The organism is Streptomyces sp. NRRL F-6676 (assembly GCF_000725625.1).
Lineage (GTDB): Bacteria > Actinomycetota > Actinomycetes > Streptomycetales > Streptomycetaceae > Streptomyces.
Genome location: NZ_JOHS01000001.1, coordinates 367,768 through 382,745, shown reverse-complemented (window position 1 = coordinate 382,745; position 14,978 = coordinate 367,768). Strand labels below are relative to the sequence as shown.

At 73.5% G+C, this 14,978-nt stretch carries 13 protein-coding genes; 8 read left to right on the top strand and 5 right to left on the bottom strand.

The features are described 5' to 3' along the window. The first annotated feature begins 30 nt into the window (after window positions 1-30). Window positions 31-348 (top strand): hypothetical protein, encoded by a 318-nt coding sequence (locus IO29_RS01540; protein ID WP_030377176.1) that lies wholly within the window; start codon window positions 31-33, stop codon window positions 346-348. Window positions 349-410: 62 nt separating this feature from the next. On the opposite strand, the gene IO29_RS01535 is transcribed toward IO29_RS01540, so the two are convergent. Then, a complete protein-coding gene (locus IO29_RS01535; RefSeq protein WP_033224446.1) occupies window positions 411-797 on the bottom strand; it encodes a VOC family protein in 387 nt (128 codons plus the stop codon). Between the two features lie 208 nt (window positions 798-1,005). Then, window positions 1,006-1,653 carry a DUF6461 domain-containing protein gene (locus tag IO29_RS01530; RefSeq protein ID WP_030377174.1) on the bottom strand — a complete coding sequence of 216 codons (648 nt, stop codon included), beginning with the start codon at window positions 1,651-1,653 and terminating at the stop codon, window positions 1,006-1,008. 352 nt (window positions 1,654-2,005) lie between these two features. On the opposite strand from IO29_RS01530, the gene IO29_RS01525 reads away from it, so the two are divergent. Beyond that, complete coding sequence (locus IO29_RS01525; RefSeq protein WP_030377173.1) at window positions 2,006-3,256, top strand: MFS transporter; 1,251 nt, start codon at window positions 2,006-2,008, stop codon at window positions 3,254-3,256. A 68-nt stretch (window positions 3,257-3,324) separates the two neighbouring features. Then, on the top strand, window positions 3,325-3,723 hold the full coding sequence (locus IO29_RS01520) for a YunG family protein (RefSeq protein WP_030377172.1): 399 nt from the start codon (window positions 3,325-3,327) through the stop codon (window positions 3,721-3,723). Between the two features lie 85 nt (window positions 3,724-3,808). Here the strand turns inward: IO29_RS01520 and IO29_RS01515 are convergent, their stop codons facing one another. Further along, entirely contained in the window at window positions 3,809-5,488 is a 1,680-nt protein-coding gene (locus IO29_RS01515) for a tannase/feruloyl esterase family alpha/beta hydrolase (RefSeq protein ID WP_234307351.1), read from the bottom strand. 429 nt (window positions 5,489-5,917) lie between these two features. Between IO29_RS01515 and IO29_RS01510 the strand changes: the two genes are divergently transcribed. Continuing rightward, window positions 5,918-8,335, top strand: a complete 2,418-nt coding sequence (locus IO29_RS01510) for an RICIN domain-containing protein (protein WP_030377170.1) — start codon at window positions 5,918-5,920, stop codon at window positions 8,333-8,335. A 170-nt stretch (window positions 8,336-8,505) separates the two neighbouring features. Continuing rightward, entirely contained in the window at window positions 8,506-9,456 is a 951-nt protein-coding gene (locus tag IO29_RS01505) for an SDR family NAD(P)-dependent oxidoreductase (RefSeq protein ID WP_030377169.1), read from the top strand. Between the two features lie 15 nt (window positions 9,457-9,471). On the opposite strand, the gene IO29_RS01500 is transcribed toward IO29_RS01505, so the two are convergent. Then, a complete protein-coding gene (locus IO29_RS01500; RefSeq protein WP_030377168.1) occupies window positions 9,472-9,834 on the bottom strand; it encodes a DoxX family protein in 363 nt (120 codons plus the stop codon). 205 nt (window positions 9,835-10,039) lie between these two features. Here IO29_RS01500 and IO29_RS01495 point away from each other — a divergent pair, with 205 nt between their 5' ends. The 3 genes from IO29_RS01495 (at window position 10,040) to IO29_RS01485 (ending at window position 14,674) form a co-directional block, all read left to right on the top strand. Further along, window positions 10,040-11,737 (top strand): ABC transporter ATP-binding protein, encoded by a 1,698-nt coding sequence (locus IO29_RS01495; RefSeq protein WP_030377167.1) that lies wholly within the window; start codon window positions 10,040-10,042, stop codon window positions 11,735-11,737. Beyond that, window positions 11,734-13,521, top strand: coding sequence for an ABC transporter ATP-binding protein (locus IO29_RS01490; protein ID WP_033224337.1), 1,788 nt, complete (start codon window positions 11,734-11,736; stop codon window positions 13,519-13,521). Before IO29_RS01495 ends, IO29_RS01490 begins: the two co-directional genes overlap by 4 nt. An 82-nt stretch (window positions 13,522-13,603) precedes the next feature. Then, window positions 13,604-14,674, top strand: a complete 1,071-nt coding sequence (locus IO29_RS01485; protein WP_030377165.1) for an iron-siderophore ABC transporter substrate-binding protein — start codon at window positions 13,604-13,606, stop codon at window positions 14,672-14,674. A 63-nt stretch (window positions 14,675-14,737) separates the two neighbouring features. On the opposite strand, the gene IO29_RS01480 is transcribed toward IO29_RS01485, so the two are convergent. Continuing rightward, the gene (locus IO29_RS01480; protein WP_030377164.1) at window positions 14,738-14,941 is read right to left on the bottom strand and encodes an MbtH family protein; all 204 of its coding nucleotides are present in this window, start codon (window positions 14,939-14,941) and stop codon (window positions 14,738-14,740) included. Window positions 14,942-14,978: the final 37 nt, after the last annotated feature.

Sequence of the window (14,978 nt, the reverse complement as noted above, 5' to 3'; positions counted from 1 at the left end):
GGGCAGGAAAAACGCCAGTTCACTGGCGTCATGATTCACCACACGATGATCGTCGCGTTCGACAGTCCGATTCCCCCGAGTGAGCTGGAGCAGTACCTGAAGGAGTTCGAGGAGCTGGTGACGGGCTCCGGCCTGGTCGATTCCTGCGCGGTCCGGCCGCATCTGCGCGTCCCGGGCGACGACCATGCCCCGGTGGCCGTCGCCGACGCCATCGTGCGGCTGGGCGTGGCCGACCTCGACGCCCTCGACGCCAGCTTCGCGATGCCCGGCGTCGGCGAGTTCATCGAGCGCTGGCAGGCCCGCCACCCGTACAAGGCGATCTGGGCCAACCACGAGCCGCTGGCCTGAGCGGACGGGAAGGGGGCGGCCGGCACTGCCTGCCGCCCCCCGACTCGCGCCGGGGGCGGCTCTCAGACGGGCCGGCCCCCTTCCCGTTCCCACTGCTCGTCGCTCCACTCGACGTATTCGAGCTGGACGCCGCCGGGCAGCCTGGCGGTCAGGTTCCGTCCGGTGGGCACGTCCTGCGGGCCGCGTACGATCCGGGCCCCCGCCTCGTCGAGACGTGACCGGCACGCGTCGAGGTCGTCCACGATCAGGGTGGCCGCCGTCGCCCGGTACGGCTCCAGCGTCTCCTCGTCCCCCGCCACCACCAGGATCTCGCCGACGGTGGCAAGCTCCAGGCCGTTGGGCAGTGCGAAGCGGCTGGTGACCGGCTGACCGGTGGTGGCGCCGAGGGGCTCCAGCGCCGCATCCAGATCGGCGGCGTAGACGCGTGCGTAGGTGCGGAGAATGCGCATGATGATCAGCATGCCAGAGGCCCCGACGGCCCCTCCGCCGACCCCGAGGGCGGGGCCGGCGGCCTGGACGGCCGGCTGCGGGCACACGCCCGGGAGATGACCGACGCACGGCCGGCCCCGCGCAGGCAGTCTCCGGCGCGACGGCAGCCGGCACCTGCCCCGGGGGAGGACGCCCACGCCCGCCCTCCCCGGGGCACCCGGCCCGGGATCAGCCGAAGGGGGTGGCGAGCAGCGGGATGCTCCGCAGCTCGTCCGTGGTGCGGACCAGTCCCGCCAGGGCGCAGATGGCACGCATGGCGGTGTCGTAGTCGGGCTGCCCGGGTTCGAGAGAGTCGTCCTCGACGGTGCCGGCGGCCTGGAACGCCGCGCGCAGCTCGTCCGGCATGCCGGGGAGGTCCCGTTCCGGATTCAGGTCTTCGACGTCGATCCAGGCGACCTCCTCGCCGTCGACGGCGTAGACGAGGTGGGCGTCGGCATTGATGCTGTAGACGCTCGTGGCGGCCGTCCTGCCGTGGGCGGACAGAACCCTGGTCTCGTCGTCCCCGACGGTGTGCCCGCTGTCGTCGTAGACGAACGTCCACTCTCCGAAGCGTCCGGCCAGCAGCGCGGCGGACGAGCCGGGTGCCACGCCGAGCGCGGCGCCCGGCAGGGAGGTCCACTCGTCGGGCCTGGCCGCGGGCAGCTCACAGGGCTGGAACAGCTGCGGCCTGGCGCCCAGGGTCTCCAGGGCCTCCGCCGGTTCCAGACCCCGCACGACATGCAGGGCGTGGTGCGGATGCGCCGCGGCCAGGTCGCTCAGCCAGACCGGCCCTCCGTCTTCGTTCAGGGTGTGCGGGGGGAATCCAGGTGTCGGCATGTGCGGCCCTCTCCGTGTCCGTCGGTCACCTGCCACGGCGATCCTAGCCACCGGCCGGGGTCCGTCGGCGGCCAGGTCGACATCAACCGGTCGTGTGCGCGGGCGAGTTGTGCGGGGAGAGTTTCCCATGGGCGTCCGTTCCCGGGGTCGGCGCGGCCCGTGGTGACACGTTTCACACCGGGTACGGGCCGCCGTCGGAATAGGCGGGCCGCTGCCATGGCTGCTTCCCTGGGGGCTCGCCCCCGTTCAGGGGGCCGCCGAGCGACGGAGCTCGGCGCGAGCCGGACGATTCCCGTTCCCCGCCCGCGCCGCTGGTCCCGCGACCGTCGCTCACGAAAGGCTGTTCCTCCCCATGCCACTGGCTCTGCTGGCCCTGGCCGTCGTCGCTTTCGGCATCGGCACGACCGAGTTCGCCACGATGGGGCTGCTGCCCGAGATCGCCGACGGGGTCGGGGTGTCGGTACCGCACGCGGGGAACCTCGTCTCGGCCTACGCGCTCGGCGTCGTCGTCGGCGCACCCGTACTGACCGGCATCGGCGCGCGCCTCCCGCACAAGAGGCTGCTGCTGATGCTGTCGGGGTTGTTCGTCGTCGGCAACCTGGCCTCCGCCTTCGCGCCCAGCTTCGGCCTGCTGTTCGCCGCGCGGTTCCTGGCGGGACTGCCGCACGGTGCGCTCTTCGGGGTGGGCGCCGTCGTGGCCTCGCGGCTGGTCGCGCCCGACCGGGCCGGGCGCGCGGTGTCGCGGATGTTCCTCGGGCTGACCGTGGCCAACATCGTCGGCGTCCCGGCCGGCACCGCGCTCGGGCAGCACCTGGGCTGGCGGTCGGCGTACATCGCGGTCGCCGTCCTCGGTCTGCTCGCCCTCGTCATGCTGGCCGCCTTCGTCCCCCATCAGCCGCGCGGCCGGCACGCGGGGATCGGTCACGAACTGCGGGCGATGGGCAACCGGCACGTCGCGATCGGTCTGGTGACGGCCGTCGTCGGCTTCGGCGGGTTCTTCGCCGTCTACAGCTACGTGGTGCCGATCCTGACGCATGTGACGGGCATCTCCGACTCCTCCACCACGCTCGTCCTCTCGCTCTACGGCGTCGGCATGACCGCCGGCACGCTGGTCGCGGGCCCGCTGACCGACCGTGCGCTGCGGCCGACGCTGTACGCGGGGCTCGCGCTGCTCGCCGCGGCGCTGGTCGCCTTCTACTTCGCGGCCGACGGCACCGTGCCGGCCCTGGTGACGCTCGTCTTCATCGGTGCGCTGGGGTCGTTCGTCACCACGCCCGTCCAGATGCTGCTGATGGCCAAGGCCAGGAACGCGCCGACGATGGCGGCGGCCTCCAACCACTCCGCCTTCAACCTGGCCAACGCGGGCGGTGCCTGGCTCGGCGGGCTGGCCATCTCGGCGGGCTGGGGCTGGGCCTCCCCCGCCCTGGTCGGCGCGGCGCTCGCGGCGGCGGGGCTCGCCCTCGCGGTGGCCGGCGGTCTGATGGACCGGGGCCGCCCGTCCGAGGTGATCGCCTCGGCCGGCGCCATGACGGATCCGGCCACGCCGGCTCCGGTTCTGGCTCCGGCTCCGGCGGCTTCGGACGAGCCCTCCCGGCGCGGGTAGCGGCGGGGCGGGGCAGCGGGGCCGTGGTCGCGGCCCCGTTGTCAGTGCCCGCCGGCAGTATCGGCGGCATGACACCGCTGCTTCTCACCGACATCGAACGCGCCGTCCGCCGCGGTTGGAGCGCCGAGACGGCCACCCCCGAGTACCGGGAGCGCTGGACGACGGACAACCCGGCCCGGGACCAGTGCGGGGTGACCGCCATGGTGCTCAACGACCTGCTGGGCGGCGAGCTGCTCCGCGGGGAGGTGCACGTCGACGGCCGGCGCGTGGACTACCACTGGTGGAACCGGCTGGGCATGGGCATCGAGATCGACCTCACCCGGGAGCAGTTCGCCCCGGAGGAGATCGTCGTCGGGGGCACGGTGATACCCCGCCCGCCGACGACCGAGTGGCGCAGACTGCGCGCGGAGTACGAACTCCTGCGCGACCGCGTCCTGGAACAGCTCGGTCGCCTGCGGGTGGAGTGAAGGCGGTCCAGGAGCGGTGCGGTGCGGTGCGGTCATCGACAGCGGCGATGACAACCGTCCTGAGACAGCCGCGCCCCGGTTTCCGTCAGCGTGCGCAGACGAAGCTCGTGGCGCTGTCCGGGTCGCCCGCGCGGTGCCTGGGCCACGTGGGGTACTCGCACAGGGGCCGGGTCCGGTCGTGGGCCGCGTCGGTCACGACCGGGTTCCTGGGCGAGTCCCCCTTCTCCACCCAGTGTTCGAGCGCGGTCAGCGAGTCCCAGCTCGCGGCGAACGCCGGTGTGCCGAAGTTGGCGTGGTTGGCGCCGGGGACGACGTAGTACCGCAGGAAGTCGTGGGTCGTCCGGGCGCCCACGGTGTCGCGGACCCGCTCGTAGTAGTCGTTCGTCGAACGGGGCGAGACCAGTTCGTCCGCGGCGCCGTGGAGCAGGAGGAGCTTGCCGCCGGCGCGGGCGAAGGGGCGCAGATCGGCGTTGTTGCGGTCCTCGACGGTGGACAGGCGGCTGATGCGGTCGAGCCACTTGCCGGGGTGACGGGGGTCCAGGTCGAGGGAGTCGTAGTGCGGGTCGCGGGTGAGGAAGTACTTGACCCACTGGTCCCAGTACTGCATCCCGTAGCCGCTCGTGACGGGCATGGGGTTCGCCGGGGCCGTGGTGCCGAAGCCGAGGAACGGCGTGCGCATGTCCGCGCCGGAGAGGAACGGGAAGCCGGGGTACTGGGTCTCGCCGCTGGCGACCCGGTAGCCCCACCGGAACGGGGAGGACATGGCGTCGACGGCCTCGATCTGGGGGTCCGAAAGACAGGTCGGTCCGGTGTCGGCGCCGTGCGGGCAGCGCAGCGATGCCGCGTCGAAGTGGCAGCCGCGCGGGTCGGAGACGACACCGTCCTCGGCGCCGTCCCGGCCGTCGCACGCCTTGATGACGCTGTCGTGGAGGAGGGTCTGCTTCTCGACCCCGGGGAAGGCGCCGGGACGGGAGAGGACCTGTGCCAGGTGGCCCAGGTCCAGGATCTCGGCGAGGTTGTTCCAGGCGGGGTATCCGGAGATCACGCCGTCGAACGCCTTCGGCCACCGCTGGGCGACGGTGAGTGCCTCGCGGCCGCCGGTCGAGCCGCCCGCGAAGTAGACCTCGGCCGGGTGCGCCCGGTAGGCCCGGCGGACGAGGAACAGGCTCGCGTCACGCGTCTTCTTGAGCGCGTCACCGGCGGCGAAGTTCTCCAGCGCCTCGTCGTTGGCGCCGAACGAGCCGTCCAGGGACGGCGGGGCGGCCGGGCTCTGCTGATGGCCGGAGTCACTGGCGAAGGTCGCGTACCCTCGGGCCAGCGGTGTCGGCTGGTCGGTGGGGCCGAACGGCACGTTCCCCGTCAGGTCGGGAACGGTGCCGTCGTAGCCGCCGCCTCCGAACATCAGGGCCTTGCCGTTCCAGTCGTAGGGCAGGGCGACGCGCATCCTGATGTCGGGCGCGGAGGGGTCGACGGGGAAGAGGTCGGCCTCGACCTGGCAGTAGCGCACCGTCCTCCCGCTGACGACGCCGGTCACGACCGAGGCCGACCCGACGCGGCCCCCGGTGGTCGGCAGGCTCATGACCGACGCCGGGATCCCGGTCCCGTCCAGTGCGGCGCACCGCGGCGCCGTCGCCACCGCGCCGGCCGCGGTCGTGGGGGTCGCGGCCTCGGCCCCGAGAGTTTGGGTCGCCCCCGCCAACAGGACCATGCTCGCCACCACGGCGAACCGGCGGGTCCTCGCGCCTCTTGCCGATCTACTGCTCACGCCGACCTCTCCTCTGCGTCGCACGGGCACGGATCACGGGCAAAGTGATGCCGCGACATTAGGGCGCCGCCACCCGGGGGTTGAGGTGTGTACCGCACACTCCTCGCACCCACGCGGTGGGGCGTTGTTCCACCTGCCCCCGGGCCGCACTCCGTACGGGCGGGGCGGCCGGCCCGCCCGTACGGCCAACGGGAGGGCGGGCCCCGCGTAATGTTCCCGTGCGGCGGGCCCGGGAGCCCCCCTGCTTTCGAAGGGCGCGGGGTGAACCGCCCGTGCCGTCTCCTGCCCGCACGCTGGACACGTCCTCCCCGTCGTGGTGTCATACCCGAGGCCATTACCACGTTGTAAAACCCTCGCCCCGCACTCGCTCCGCGGGATTTCGACAACGTTGTCAGCCCGCTCCCTTCCCGTGAGAAGGCAGGTCACCGCATGTCCGTCAGCAGACGTACGCTCCTCGGTGCCGGCGCCGTGACGCTCGGCGCGGCAACACTCGGCGGGCCGCTCGCGGCTCCGGCGGTCGCGGCGGTCCCCGCCGCCCCGGCGGGCCGGCCGCGGGCGGCGGCGCGGACGCCCGACGCCTTCCGGCGGCTTCCGCCCGGCAGTGTCACCGCCCGCGGCTGGCTCGCCGGGCAGCTCCGGCTCCAACTGGCCGGTCTGTGCGGCCGGTTCGAGGAGGCCTCACACTTCCTCGACTTCGCCTCCACCGGCTGGGTCCACCCGGAGCACGACGCGTGGGAGGAGGTGCCGTACTGGCTGCGCGGCTACATCCCGCTGGCGATCGCCACGAACGACCGGCGGGCGCTGGCCCGTTCCCGCGAGTGGGTGGAGGCGATCCTCGCCACCCAGCAGAGCGACGGCTTCTTCGGCCCCCGCGCGCTGCGCACCTCGCTGGGCGGCGGCCCCGACTTCTGGCCCTTCCTCCCGCTGCTGCAAGCCCTGCGCACACACGAGGAGTACAGCGGCGACTCCCGTATCGTCCCGTTCCTGACCCGGTTCCTGCGGTTCATGAACGCGCAGGGGCCCGGTGGGTTCAACACCAGCTGGGTCTCCTACCGCTGGGGCGACGGGCTCGACATAGCCGTCTGGCTGTACGACCGCACCGGCGAGCCCTTCCTGCTCGACCTGGCGGCGAAGATGCACACCCAGGGCGTCGACTGGACTGGCGCCACGCCGACCCGGCACAACGTCAACATCGCCCAGGGCTTCCGCGAACCCGCCCAGTACGGGCGGCTCACGGGCTCCGCGGACCTCACCCGCGCCACCTACCGGGCCTACGACACCGTCATGGCCGCGTACGGGCGGTTCCCCGGCGGCGGGCTGGCCGGCGACGAGAACTACCGCCCCGGCTTCGGCGACCCCCGGCAGGGCTTCGAGACCTGCGGCATCGTGGAGTTCATGGCCAGCCACGAGCTGCTCACCCGGCTCACCGGCGACCCGGTGTGGGCGGACCGCTGCGAGGACCTCGCCTTCAACATGCTCCCGGCCTCCCTCGATCCGCAGGGCACCTCCACCCACTACATCACCGGCGCCAACAGCGTCGACCTCGACAACCGGCCCAAGACGCAGGGGCAGTTCCAGAACGGGTTCGCCATGCAGGCCTTCCAGGCCGGCGTGGACCAGTACCGCTGCTGCCCGCACAACTACGGCATGGGCTGGCCCTACTTCACCGAGGAGCTGTGGCTCGCCACCCCCGACAAGGGGCTGGCCGCGGCGATGTACGCGCCGAACACGGTCCGCACCCAGGTCGCGGACGGCACGACGGTGACGGTCACGGAGGAGACCGGCTATCCCTTCGCGGACACCGTCACCCTCACCCTCGCCACGCCCCGGCCGGTGCGCTTCCCGCTGCGGCTGCGGGTGCCCGGCTGGTGCCGGGGGCCCGAGCTGAGCGTCAACGGCAAGCGCGTCGCGGCCCCGGACGGGCCGGCCTGGGCCACGGTCACCCGCACCTGGCACGACGGCGACGTGGTCCGGCTGCGGCTGCCGCAGCAGGCCCGGCTGCGGGAGTGGCCCGACCAGCACGGCGCCGTCAGCGTCGAGCGCGGTCCGCTGACGTACTCGCTGGAGATCGGCGAGCGCTACGACCGCTACGGCGGCACGGACGCCTTCCCCTCCTACGAGGTGCACGCCACCACCGCCTGGAACTACGGCCTCGTCCCGGACACCCCGCTCACCCTCACGCGGTCCGGCGGCCCCGTCCCCGCCCAGCCCTTCACCCACGACGCCGTTCCGCTGAAGCTCACCGCGCGGGCGCGGCGGATCGAGGAGTGGGTCGCCGACGACGAGCACGTCGTCGCCCCGCTCCAGGACGGCACCGCGCGCAGCACCGCGCCGGAGGAGACCGTCACCCTGGTGCCGATGGGCGCCGCACGGCTGCGGGTGACGTCCTTCCCGACGGCCGCGCCCGACGGGCGGGCGTGGACGCCGGAGCCGCCGTTCCGCCGGATCGAGAACAGGAACAGCGGCAAGGTCCTCGCCGTGGACGGCATGTCCACCGAGAACAGCGCGCGTGTCGTGCAGTTCGACAACACCGGCACCGGTGACCACGCCTGGCAGCTGGTGGACCGGGGCGAGGGCTGGTACCTGATCCGCAACGGGCAGAGCGGCAAGGTGCTGGGGGTCGACGGGATGTCCACGGCCAACAGCGCGATCGTCGTCCAGTACGAGGACAACGGGACCGCCGACCACCTGTGGACGCTGGTCGACAACGGCGACGGCTGGTACCGCGTGCGCAACCGGAACAGCGGCAAGGTGCTCGGCGTGGACACCATGTCCACCGCCAACAGCGCGCAGGTGGTCCAGTACGACGACAACGGCACGGCCGACCATCTCTGGCGGTTCCTGTGAGGCACCGCGGCGGGCGGTGATCCGGGCCCGCCCCCGCCGCGGGCGGCTGTCGGTGATCTGTCGGCGAGTGCGGTGCGGTCTGTCGGTGAGCTGTCGGTGGGCCCGGTGAACCTGGACGGGCTGGTGCTCGCGCCGAGCACACCGTCTCTCGCCGACAGGAGTCCGTCATCGTGTCTTCCGCATCCCCGAGCCGTCCGTGGGACGTGCACCGGCTGCCGTCCGCCGAGGGCAGGACGTTCCTGGTCACCGGGGGCAACGCCGGGATCGGCTACTTCGTCGCGGAGCAGCTCGCCGGCACCGGCGCCGTCGTCGTCCTGGGCTGCCGGGACGCCACGAAGGCCGGGGCCGCCATGGCGTCGATCCGCGCGCACGTGCCCGGCGCGCGGGTGCGGCACCTGCCCCTCGACCTCGCCGACCTGTCGTCCCTGCGGGGTGCCGCGGCCGGGCTCGGCGTCGGCCGTCTCGACGCCGTGGTGCACAACGCCGGGGTCGCGCTCGACCATCCGCCGCGCCGGGAGACGGCGGACGGTCACGAGCTGATGTTCGGCACCAACCACCTCGGCCATTTCGCGCTCACCCAGTGGCTGGCACCCTTGCTGTGCGCGGCGCCGGCGGGCCGGGTGGTGACGGTGGGGAGCTTCGCGGCCAACTCCGAGCGGCTGGACCTGGACGATCTCCAGTCGCTCCGGGACTACCGGCCGGGGCGCAGCTACGGGCGGTCGAAGCTGGCGCAGATGGCCTTCGGCTTCGCGCTCGACCGCCGGCTGCGTGCCGTCGGCAGCACGGTGCGCAGTGTGGTGGCCCACCCCGGCGGTGCGCTGGACTCGCTCACCCCCTCCCGTCCCGGGGTGCGGGTGACGACGGCCGGCGAGCGGCTGCGCGGGCTGCCCGCGGGGCTCCTGGTGCAGGGCAAGGAGGCCGGGGCATGGCCGGTCGTCCGTGCCGTCCTCGATCCGGAGGTGCGGGGCGGGCAGCTGTGGGGGCCGAGGGTGTTCGGCATGCGCGGCGCGCCCCGCAGCGAGTCCGCCCGCGCCCATATGACCGACCCGGACCTCGCCGCCCGGCTGTGGGCCACGAGCGTGGAACTGACCGGCGCGGACCCGGACCTGGGCTTCCGGTAGGGCGCAGGGGCGCGGTCACACCCATACCGTCGCCGTCCACACCGTGACGGCCGCGGCGAGCAGGAGCGTCAGGTTGAGGGCGATCTGCCGGTCCCCGCGGCGCAGATGGACCCTGGTCGCCCCGATCTGGAGCAGCACGAACCCGACGGCGGCGGCCAGGGCCGACCAGGGGGCGATGCCGGTCAGCGGCGGGAGGACGAGCCCGAGCGCGCCGAGCACCTCGACGACTCCGATGGCCCGCACCGCCGGCATCGGGGTGGTGTCCACCCACTCCATCATCGGCAGCAGCCGCGCACGGCTGCGGATCACCTTCACTCCGCCGCCGTAGAGGTAGAACAGGGCGAGCAGACCGGCGATGATCCAATAAGCGGTTTTCATGGTTCCGTCCATGGGGATGAGGGGTGTGCTCCGATCCCACCGCCTGGACGGGACGGCTGTCCAAGTCCCGTTCCGCAGCGCCGATACCGTGCGGGTATCGACGCAGTACAGGGTCCTTCTTGCTGGAAATCCTCCCGAGGGCGTTGACCACCGCGCCATAACTTAGAGTAGCCTTACCTAAGTTCACCGGTGTCGGAGGTTGCGAGTGGGAGCGGGGAAGCTGACGGGGCGGGACGTCCTGGCACGGTCGGTGGGCGGGCAGGCGCGGCGCGTCGGGCTCGGCGCGGCGCTCGGGTGTGTGCACCAACTCGGCGAGGCCCTGGTGCCGTTGCTCATCGGCGTCGTCATCGACCAGGCCGTCGCCGGCCGGGACGGCGGACGGCTGGTGCGGTGGCTCGTGATCCTGGCCGTCATGTACGTGTGCCTGTCGTGGAGTTTCCGGCTGGGCGCCCGGGCCGGGGAGCGCGCCGCCGAGGAGGCCGCGCACACACTCCGGCTCGCGCTCGTACGGCGGGTGCTCGACGCGCGCGGCGGCGCCGAGGACGGGCGGCTCCCCGGTGAGCTGGTCAACGTCGCCACCGAGGACGCCAAGCGGGTCGGCGCGGTCAACATGGCGCTGCTGAGCGGGGTCTGGGCCGTCGCGGGCGTCACCGTGAGCGCGGTGGCGCTGCTGCTGACGTCCGTGCCCCTCGGCCTGATCGTGCTGCTCGGCACTCCCCTGCTGCTGTGGCTCGGCCATCTGCTGAGCAAGCCGCTGGAGCGCCGTAGCGAGGCCGAGCAGGACCGGGCCGCGCACGCCTCGGGCGTCGCCGCCGACCTGGTGGCCGGACTGCGGGTGCTGAAGGGACTGCGTGCGCAGCGGGCGGCGATCGAGCGGTACCGCCGCACCAGCCAGGTCTCCCTGGCGGCCACCCTGCGCGCGGCCCGGGCCGAGTCCTGGCAGACCGGGCTCGTCCTGACCCTCACCGGAGCGTTCCTCGCGCTGATCGCGCTGGTGGGCGGGCGGCTGGCGCTCGACGGGTCCCTCACGCTCGGGCAGTTGGTGTCCGCGGTCGGCCTCGCCCTGTTCCTGCTCGGGCCGTTGGAGACCTTCGCCTGGGTCAACACCGAACTGGCGCAGGGGCGGGCCTCGGCCGCCCGGATCGCGCGGGTACTGGACGCCGGGCCCGCCGTGGTGGGCGGGAGCGGCCCGGTGCCGGCGCCGCTGCGCGGGGAGTTGCGGCTGCGTGGCGTGCGGCTCGGCGGTCCGGACGGCGTCGATCTCGACGTACCGGCGGGGCGGCTGACCGGCATCGCGGTGACGGACCCCGCCTCGGCGGAGGCACTCCTGCGCTGCCTGGGCCGGGAGACGGACCCCGAAACGGGCTCCGTGGAGCTCGACGGCACCCCGCTGACCGCCCTGGACCCGGCGGCGCTGCGGGGCGCGGTGCTCGTCGCGGCCCACGACGCCGCCCTGTTCGACGGCTCGCTCGCCGACAACGTGACCCTGGGGGCACAGCCCCCCGTCACGGACGCCGACCCCGCCCTGGCCGCGTCCCGCGCCGACGAGGTCGCCGGTTCCCTGCCGTACGGTCTGGCCACCGCGGTGGGCGAGGGCGGCCGGTCCCTGTCCGGCGGGCAGCGGCAGCGTGTGCTGCTGGCGCGGGCCCTGCGCGCGGAGCCGCCCGTGCTGGTCGTGCACGATCCGACGACCGCCGTCGACGCGGTCACCGAGGCCCGCATCGCCGAAGGGCTGCGCGCGTACCGGCGGGGGCGCACCACGGTCGTGGTGACCAACAGCCCGGCCCTGCTCGCCGTCGCCGACCGGGTCGTCCTGCTCGACGGCGGCCGGATCGGCGCCGAGGGCCGGCACGCGGACCTCGTACGGACCCACCCGGCCTACCGGACGGCGGTGCTCGCATGACCACACCGGCCCCCTCCCCCTCCTCCGCCGAACTGCTCCCCACCGCGACCCCCGCACGTACCCGGGCCGCCGTACGCGAACTGCTGCGCCCGCACCGGGGATCGGCGGCGGCCGGGCTCGGGCTGATGGTGGCCGCCACGGCCGTCGGGCTGCTCACCCAGCCGTTGCTGGGCCGCGTCGTCGACGTGGTCACCGAGCACCGCTCCCCCGACGCGCTCACCACCCCCGTGGTCGCCCTCGCCGCCGTCGCGGCCGTGCAGGGAGTCACCACGGCGCTGGGCATGTCCCTGGTGTCCCGGCTCGGCGAGACCGTCCTTGCCCGGCTGCGCGAACTGTTCGTGGAACGGGCGCTGTCCCTGCCCCTGGATCGGCTGGAGCGGGCCGGCTCCGGCGATCTCAACGCCCGGGTCACCCGGGACGTCTCCCGGGTCGCCGAGGCGGTGCGCACGGCGCTGCCCGAACTCGTCCGCTCCGGGCTGTCGATCGTCCTGACCCTGGTCGCACTGGCCGTGCTGGACTGGCGGTTCCTGCCGGCCGCGCTGCTCGCCGTGCCCGTGCAGGCGCACACCGCGCGCTGGTACGTGCGCAACGCCGTGCCGCTGTACGCGAAGGAGCGGATCGCCACCGGCGCCCAGCAGCAGCAGCTCCTGGACAGCATCGGCGGGGCCCGGACCGTACGGGCCCACCGCCTCCAGGACGCCCACCTCGGCCGGGTCACCGCACGCTCGCGCGCCGCCGTGGAGCTGACCATGCGCGGAGTGCGGCTGGTGCTGCGCTTCTACGGCCGGCTGCACATCGCGGAGTACGTGGGGCTCGCCGCCGTCCTGGTCACCGGGTTCTGGCTGGTGCGCTCCGGATCCGCCTCGGTGGGCACGGCCACGGCCGCCGCGCTGTACTTCCACAGTCTCTTCGGCCCGGTCAACACCGCGCTGGTCCTCCTCGACGACGCCCAGTCGGCGACGGCGGGACTGGCCCGGCTGGTGGGCGTGGTCGACGAACCGCCGGCGCCGGTCACGCGCTCGGACGACCAGGACGCGGGCGAGCCCTCCGTCGCGCTGTCCGGTGTCGTGCACGCCTACGTGCCCGGCCGGCCCGTGCTGCACGGGGTCGATCTGGAGGTGCGGCCCAAGGAGCGGGTCGCGCTGGTCGGCACCACGGGCTCGGGCAAGACCACCCTGGCCAAGCTGGTGGCGGGGCTGCACCGGCCGCAGGAGGGGAAGGTCGAGGTCGCGGGCGTCGCACCGGACGAGTCCGGGCGCACGGTGGGGCTCGTCACCCAGGAGGTGCACGTGTTCGCCGGGCCGCTCGCCGACGATCTGCGGCTGGCCCGCCCGGAGGCGAGCGAGGAGGAGCTGCGGGAGGCGCTGGCCGCGGTGGGTGCCCTGGGCTGGGTGGAGTCCCTGCCGGAGGGCATCGCCACGGTCGTCGGCGACGGCGGCCACCGGCTCACCGCCGACCGCGCCCAGCAACTCGCGCTGGCCCGGCTGCTGCTGGCCGACCCGCCGGTCGTGGTCCTCGACGAGGCCACCGCGGAGGCGGGCAGCTCCGGCGCACGGCTGCTCGACGAGGCCGCGGAGCGGACCCTGCGCGGACGCACCGCCCTGGTCGTGGCGCACCGGCTCAGCCAGGCCGCCACCGCCGACCGGGTCGTCGTCCTGAGCGAGGGCCGGGTCGTGCAGAACGGCACCCACGACCGGCTCCGCGCCACCGAGGGGCCGTACGCGGACCTCTGGGCCGCCTGGTCCGGCAGCCGCTCCCCTGACGACGTCCATGAACCCGGCTGACCTCCCGCCCACTTCTTTCTCCCCCCGCACGCCGCCCCCCGTCGTTTCCACCCCGTGTCACCGACAACAGAAGGAACGCCCGATGTCCCGTACCACCAGAGCCTTCCGGCTGACCGGTCTGCTCGCCTCCGTCCTCCTGCTCGCCGGAACGGCGGTCGCCTGCGGTTCCGACGACTCCGACTCCGGTGCGGCCGCGTCCGGGGACTCGGGCGCGTCCGCCGCGGCCGGCGCCTACCCGGTGACCCTCGCGCACAAGTACGGCAGTACGACGATCAAGTCCGAGCCGAAGCGGATCGTGACGGTCGGCCTCACCGACCAGGACGCGGTCCTCGCGCTCGGCAAGGTGCCGGTCGGGACGACCGAGTGGCTGGGCGGCTACAAGGGCGCGATCGGCCCGTGGGCCAAGGACGCGCTCGGCTCCGCCGCCGCGCCCACCGTGCTGAAGGACACCGGCACCGGACCCCAGGTGGAGCGGATCGCCGCGCTGAAGCCGGACCTGATCCTCGCCGTCTACTCGGGGCTCACCAAGTCCCAGTACGAGAGCCTGTCGAAGTTCGCCCCGGTCGTCGCCCAGCCGAAGGAGTACAACGACTACGGCGTGCCGTGGCAGGAGCAGACCGAGGAGATCGGCAAGGCGCTCGGCCGGGCCGACAAGGCGAAGAAGCTGGTGGCGGGCGTCGAGGAGAAGTTCGACGCGGCCAAGAAGGCCAACCCGTCCTTCGCCGGGGCCTCGGCGGTCATGGCGACGCCGTACGACGGCACGTTCGTCTACGGCAGCGAGGACCCGCGCTCCCGGCTCCTGTCCGGCCTCGGCTTCTCGCTGCCGGAGAATCTCGACAAGGTGATCGGGGACAAGTTCGGCGCCAACATCAGCAAGGAGCGCTTCGACCTGGTCGACCAGGACGTCGACGTGTGGATCGTGCCGGACACCACCTCGGCCGTCACCAAGCTGCACAAGGACAAGGTGTACGGGGACCTGAAGGTGGTGAAGGAGGGCCGCGAGGTCTTCGTCGAGGAGGGCGGTGACTACGGCAACGCCGTGTCGCTGTCGACCGTGCTGAGCATCCCGTACGTCCTGGACCGCATGGTGCCGCAGCTCGCGGCGGCGGTGGACGGCAAGGCGTCGACGAAGGTGGAGCAGCCGGCGTCGTGACGCACGCGGGGAAGACGGAGGGGGCGGGCCCGCACACCGGGCCCGCCCCCTCCGTCGTGTGTCTCAGGCGCCCTCGACCAGGCTCTTGGGCCGCATGTCCGTCCAGTGGGTCTCGATGTGGTCCAGGCACTCCTGGCGGCCGGCCGGGCCGTGGGCGACCGCCCAGCCCGCCGGGACCTCGGCGAACTCGGGCCACAGGCTGTACTGGCCCTCGTCGTTGACGAGGACGGAGTAGACGCCGTCGGGGTTCTCGAAGGGATTGCTCATGCGGGGAGTCTCCTCGTTCTGTGCGTGACTGCGGGTA

What these genes read in the sequence shown, in the direction of transcription:
- IO29_RS01540 (WP_030377176.1), top strand. Translation starts at nt 31, where the DNA reads ATGATTCACCACACGATGATCGTCGCGTTCGACAGTCCGATTCCCCCG.
- IO29_RS01535 (WP_033224446.1), bottom strand. Translation starts at nt 797, where the DNA reads ATGCGCATTCTCCGCACCTACGCACGCGTCTACGCCGCCGATCTGGAT.
- IO29_RS01530 (WP_030377174.1), bottom strand. Translation starts at nt 1,653, where the DNA reads ATGCCGACACCTGGATTCCCCCCGCACACCCTGAACGAAGACGGAGGG.
- IO29_RS01525 (WP_030377173.1), top strand. Translation starts at nt 2,006, where the DNA reads ATGCCACTGGCTCTGCTGGCCCTGGCCGTCGTCGCTTTCGGCATCGGC.
- IO29_RS01520 (WP_030377172.1), top strand. Translation starts at nt 3,325, where the DNA reads ATGACACCGCTGCTTCTCACCGACATCGAACGCGCCGTCCGCCGCGGT.
- IO29_RS01510 (WP_030377170.1), top strand. Translation starts at nt 5,918, where the DNA reads ATGTCCGTCAGCAGACGTACGCTCCTCGGTGCCGGCGCCGTGACGCTC.
- IO29_RS01500 (WP_030377168.1), bottom strand. Translation starts at nt 9,834, where the DNA reads ATGAAAACCGCTTATTGGATCATCGCCGGTCTGCTCGCCCTGTTCTAC.
- IO29_RS01490 (WP_033224337.1), top strand. Translation starts at nt 11,734, where the DNA reads ATGACCACACCGGCCCCCTCCCCCTCCTCCGCCGAACTGCTCCCCACC.
- IO29_RS01485 (WP_030377165.1), top strand. Translation starts at nt 13,604, where the DNA reads ATGTCCCGTACCACCAGAGCCTTCCGGCTGACCGGTCTGCTCGCCTCC.
- IO29_RS01480 (WP_030377164.1), bottom strand. Translation starts at nt 14,941, where the DNA reads ATGAGCAATCCCTTCGAGAACCCCGACGGCGTCTACTCCGTCCTCGTC.